5 protein-coding genes are annotated in these 5,024 nt (G+C 64.2%); 1 reads left to right on the forward strand and 4 read right to left on the reverse strand.

The genetic code is table 11. From position 1 onward, the window contains the following. Positions 1-1,124, reverse strand: a 1,124-nt coding sequence (locus EOA38_RS27775; protein ID WP_127300724.1) for an MFS transporter, incomplete at its 3' end; no start/stop codon positions are given. 259 nt (positions 1,125-1,383) lie between these two features. On the opposite strand from EOA38_RS27775, the gene EOA38_RS27780 reads away from it, so the two are divergent. Beyond that, on the forward strand, positions 1,384-2,016 hold the full coding sequence (locus EOA38_RS27780) for a TMEM175 family protein (RefSeq protein ID WP_126091770.1): 633 nt from the start codon (positions 1,384-1,386) through the stop codon (positions 2,014-2,016). Here the strand turns inward: EOA38_RS27780 and EOA38_RS27785 are convergent. From EOA38_RS27785 to EOA38_RS27795, 3 genes are all read right to left on the reverse strand, one after another. Further along, on the reverse strand, positions 1,990-3,531 hold the full coding sequence (locus EOA38_RS27785) for a L,D-transpeptidase family protein (protein ID WP_126091769.1): 1,542 nt from the start codon (positions 3,529-3,531) through the stop codon (positions 1,990-1,992). The genes EOA38_RS27780 and EOA38_RS27785 overlap by 27 nt on opposite strands. 142 nt (positions 3,532-3,673) lie before the next feature. Next, positions 3,674-4,033 (reverse strand): MmcQ/YjbR family DNA-binding protein, encoded by a 360-nt coding sequence (locus EOA38_RS27790; protein WP_126091768.1) that lies wholly within the window; start codon positions 4,031-4,033, stop codon positions 3,674-3,676. 121 nt (positions 4,034-4,154) lie between these two features. Beyond that, positions 4,155-5,024 (reverse strand): AAA family ATPase (locus EOA38_RS27795; RefSeq protein ID WP_127300725.1); only part of this gene is annotated, 870 nt, incomplete at its 5' end.

Here is a 5,024-nt window from a genome sequence, read left to right on the forward strand (position 1 = left end):
ATGCCGGCATGGGCGAGCAGGGCCATGCCCGAAAAGGCGATGGCGACGACGAAGCTGCCGGCGGCGATCGGCAGGCGCGGGCCGATCTTGTCGGACCACTGGCCGACCGGCCCCGACAGCAGCGCGATCAAAGCCGACAGCGGCAGGAAGATGAAGCCGACTTCGGCCGAGCTCAGTCCCCAGCCCGCGATCAGAACCATCGGCAGGTAGAACAGGTTCGCCGACAGCGCGAAATAGAGGAAGAAGGTCGCGAGATTTGCGCCGGCGAAAGCGCCGATGCGAAACAGGCCGAGATCGATCATCGGCTCGCGCTGCCAGCGCTCGTAAAGGATGAAGACGAAGAGCAGGACCACGCCGGCGACGATCGCCGGCCCGGCCATCATCCCGCCGCCCTCGGCGTTCATCGCCGTCAATCCGTAGGCCAGCGCCCCGAAGGCGAGTGTGGCAAGCCCGGCGCCCCCGAGATCGAGACTGCGCTTTTCGGTCGGCTGGTCGGCCGGGATCTTGACGAGCAGCAGATAGATCGAAACCAGCCCGAGCGGCAGGTTGACGGCAAAGATCGCGCGCCAGACGCCATTGCCGAAGGTCGACAGCACGAAGCCGCCGAGCACCGGACCGAGCGCCGTCGTCAGCGCCGACGCGGCCGCCCAGATGCCGATCGCCCGGCCGCGCTCCTTCTTCGGATAGGCCTTGGCGATAATAGCGAGGCTGCCCGGCACCATGATGGCCGCGCCAATGCCCTGGATGGCGCGGAAGCCGATCAGCACCGCCGGATTGGGCGCCAGCGCGCAGGCGAGCGAAGCGGCAATGAAAAGCGCGATGCCGGTGACGAAGGCGCGCCTGAGGCCGAATCGGTCGCCGGCCGCACCGCCTGCCAGAATCAGCGCCGAAAGCGTCAGCGCGTAGGCGTTGGAGATCCATTGCGCCTCCGCCAGGCTGGCGCCGAGATTGACGCGCAGCGCCGGCATGGCGATCGCCAGGATCGAACCGTCGATGAAACCGAGCGCCGAAGCAAGGATCGCCGCCACCAGCACGAACTTGCGCCGCGTCTGAGGGCAGAACGTACCGTTCGCGCGAGGCGCGGTCGAAAGCGAATCGGCTGTGGTCTCGTGCGAGGACGCCATGAATGTCTGCTTAGCTCTCCGGCGCATTCCTAACAACGAGCCAGAGGATTGCGATTCTTGAAACCAGCTTGCACTGACCGAATGGCCAGGAGGGCGGCAATCAGGATGCAAACGAACCGTCGCGTGCTAGGTTCCGGCCCGTCGTTTCGAACTTGCGCCAGAGCAATTCCAGGAAAAGTGTGGAACGGTTGGGCTCGGCGACTTCGCCGTAGCCTTCCGTCCGGGATTGCGTAAAAACAAATAGTCTAAGGGGGAAGCCATGAAGCGACCGCTCGAACCGTCGGCCGAAGCGCGCGGGCGCATCGTCGGCATAACCGACGGCGTCTTTGCCATCGCGCTGACCTTGATCGTGCTGGAGATCAGGGTGCCGTCGCATGAAACGGTGCATTCGGAAAGCGAGTTGCTTGCCGCGGTTCTTGCACTCGCGCCGCGGTTCCTGACCTATGCGCTGAGCTTCCTGACGCTGACCATCTTCTGGTTCGGCCAGCAGGCGCAGCACAGCCTGATCGCCAAATCGGACCGGCGACTGGCGACGCTCAATCTCAGCTTTCTCGCCTTCATCGCGCTGTTGCCGTTTTCCACCGACCTGCTGGCCGATTTCCTCGAATTCCGCGTCGCGGCGCTCGTCTACTGGCTGAACCTTCTGATGCTCGGCGTCACGCTGTTCGCGAGCTGGTGGTACGCCGACAGGAACGGCATGCTGATGGAGGACATCGATGCACAAACGCGGCGCACCGTCTATCAGCGCATAGTCAAGGCGCAGATCCTGTGGGCGATCGGCGCAGCGCTTTGCCTCATCACTCCGCTGCTGAGCATCGCCTTCATTTTGCTGGTGCAGCTGATCTATGCCGCCGCACTGCGCGGCTCATTGCTGCGTAAAATCATCGGTTGAGATCCCGCCGACATCCGCGATTGATGGTCCGCCGACGAATTCCACTGTGACGCCTGGCGACACCAGCTTGGCGAGTTCGCGCGCGTCCCAGTTGGTCAGGCGAACGCAGCCATGGCTTTCGGTCTTGCCGATCTTGGAGGGATCGGGCGTTCCGTGGATGCCGTAGGTCGGCTTGTCCAGCGCGATCCAGACCGAACCCACCGGACCGTTCGGCCCCGGCGGGATGGTCAGGATCTTGTCGTTCTGGCCCTGCTTGAAATTGATGTTGGGGTTGTAGGTGTAATTCGGGTCGAGCGCGACGCGCGACACGGTATGGATGCCGGTCGGCGACGGCGTGTCGGCCGAGCCGATGGTAGCCGGATAGGCCGCGACCAGCTTGCCGCCCGCGTCATAGGCGAAGACTTCCTTCTTGTCCTTGTCGGCTACGATGCGGGCAACTGCCGTCGACACCAGCTGGCCGAAATTGGCGACCTTGATGATCGTGCCGGGGCGGGTGAAGTCGAGCCCCTTGTTGAGTGACTTCAGATAGCCTTCGTCCATGTGGAAGCGCTCGGCCAGCGCCTCGGTGACGGAGGTATAGCCCATGCGGTCGAGCTTGGCCTTCTGGCTGTAATCCTCCGGGATCGAAGCGACATAGGGCCCGGCCGCGTCCTCGGGCGTGATCGTATAGGAAGCGAAGGCGTCGCCGCCCGACTGGGCGAGCGCCGTCTTGATGCCGACGGCGTCGGTCGATTTCAGATTGCTGCCGGTGATCTGGTTGTAGGCGGCCAAGGCCTTGTCGACGTTGGAACCAAAGCGCCCGTCGATGACACCCGGCGAGGCGCCGGCGCGGTCGAGCAGCACTTGAAGGTCGGCCACGTCCTGGCGCACGCCGAGCGACAACGACGGATCGACGGTGGCCTTGCCGCCCGTGTCCGGCGGCAGCGCGGCCTGGGTGTCCGGATTGGTCTGCAGCACTTCGCCCTGGTCCGGCTGCGCGGGATCGATCGATGCCTCGTTCAGCGGCTGGCGCCCGATGGCGTCCGACTTCGGCGCCTCCGGATAGGTGGTAGCGTAGCCCTCGTCGTTCGGCGCCGGCGGATAGGCATCGACGGAATTGTCGTTATAGGGATCGTTCTCATCGACCGGCGGCGGAATGACCCTGCCCTCTTCTTCCAGTTGCTTGCGGCGGAAGCGGGCCATGTCGTCGGGATTGTCGAGATAGTAGCGGTCGTCGTCCTCGACCGGCGCGCGGCCGAGCTCCTGCATCCGTAGCTGACGGCGAAGCGCCCGGCGATCGAGCCTGCTCTGCGGCGGCTGGATGGCGATGACCTTGCCGGTGTCGGCATCGACAAGCACCCGGTTGCCCCTGGCGTCGTAATAGATGTCGATATTGCCGTCCTGGGCGAGCACGAACGCGCCGTGCAGCGCGGGCCGCGCCGTCTTCTCAACGTCATCTCCGCTCGGCGCCGCGAATGCACTGGAAGACACCAGCCCGGCCGCGAGTGCCGAAAGGGAAAAGATCGTGCGCAGCATGGGGGTCAGGCTCTCCGGTCGGCATGGTCTTGGCGGGCGAACCCTTCGCCTGCAAAACCAGTTACCGAAATTAAGGTTCCAACATGAACCGGGCATGAAGATGGCGGATTTCCAGCGTTTCACCATGATCCCGAACCGAATGTCAGCCCAGCCCCAGTTCGCTGCGTGCCAGTTTCGTCAGCTTCCGCACAACCAGGCGGTGGCTTTCGCGCAGATAGTCCTTCAGCGCCGCATCATCCATGCTCTGGCTTGTCTGACGCTGGATCCATTTCATACCGCGCGAGGCGAGATAGGGCGCGGGCCGGCAGCCCGGCTGCTCCTTCAGCACGTCATAGGCCATGTCGGAGCATTTGAAGGTGACGAAGACTTGGCCCGCCCGGTCGTGTCCGCCGATCGCGAACACCTTGCCGCCGACCTTCCAGACATGGGCGCCGCCCCATTGCACGACATGCGTCGCGGCGGGCAGCGAAGCGCAGAAGCCGTCATAGTCCTCGAGCTTCAATGGAATCGCCCCTTCCGATAACCGAGACCGATACGGTTTTGCGGTACGGCCCCGTCAAAAAGCAAGAGCGCGCCGCACCGATCCGGTGCGACGCGCCCCTGTACCTGCTTTCTGGCTCGAATCAGGCGGCGGCTTCGGTCGCCACCACGGTCGGCTTCGAGCGGAAGTTCAGGCGATCGGAGCCGGCGGTGACCTTGACGGTCGAGCCGTCGAGGATTTCGCCAAGCAAGATCTTTTCCGCCAGCGGATCCTGCAATTCCTTCTGCATCACCCGCTTCAGTGGCCTGGCACCATAGGCCGGATCGTAGCCCTTCGACGCCAGCCACTCGATCGCATCGTGGTCGAGCGACAGCGTGATCTTGCGATCGACAAGCAGGTTCTCCAGCCGCCTGAGCTGGATCTCGACGATGCGGTCCATGTCCTGACGGCGCAACCGGTGGAACAGGATCACCTCGTCGACGCGGTTGAGGAACTCCGGACGGAACGACGCCTTGACGACATTCATCACCTCGTCGCGCACTACGTCGACGTCCTGGTCCTCGCTGAGATCGACCAAATAGGTGGCGCCAAGGTTGGAGGTCATGATGATCAGCGTGTTGCGGAAGTCGACCGTACGGCCCTGGCCATCGGTGAGCCGGCCGTCGTCGAGCACCTGCAACAGCACGTTGAACACGTCCGGATGCGCCTTCTCGATCTCGTCGAACAGCACGACCTGGTAAGGCCGGCGCCGCACCGCTTCGGTGAGCGCGCCGCCCTCCTCATAACCGACATAGCCGGGAGGCGCGCCAATCAGCCGGGCGACCGAATGCTTCTCCATGAACTCCGACATGTCGATACGCACCATGGCGTTCTCGTCGTCGAACAGGAAGGCGGCGAGCGCCTTGGTCAGTTCCGTCTTGCCGACGCCGGTCGGGCCCAGGAACATGAACGAGCCGATCGGCCGGTTCGGATCCTGCAGGCCCGCGCGGGCGCTGCGCACGGCTTTCGACAC

It is taken from the genome of Mesorhizobium sp. M1E.F.Ca.ET.041.01.1.1 (assembly GCF_003997355.1).
Taxonomy (GTDB): domain Bacteria; phylum Pseudomonadota; class Alphaproteobacteria; order Rhizobiales; family Rhizobiaceae; genus Mesorhizobium.

Coding starts and splice junctions, on each gene's coding strand:
- EOA38_RS27780 (WP_126091770.1), top strand. CDS start 1,384: ATGAAGCGACCGCTCGAACCGTCGGCCGAAGCGCGCGGGCGCATCGTC.
- EOA38_RS27785 (WP_126091769.1), bottom strand. CDS start 3,531: ATGCTGCGCACGATCTTTTCCCTTTCGGCACTCGCGGCCGGGCTGGTG.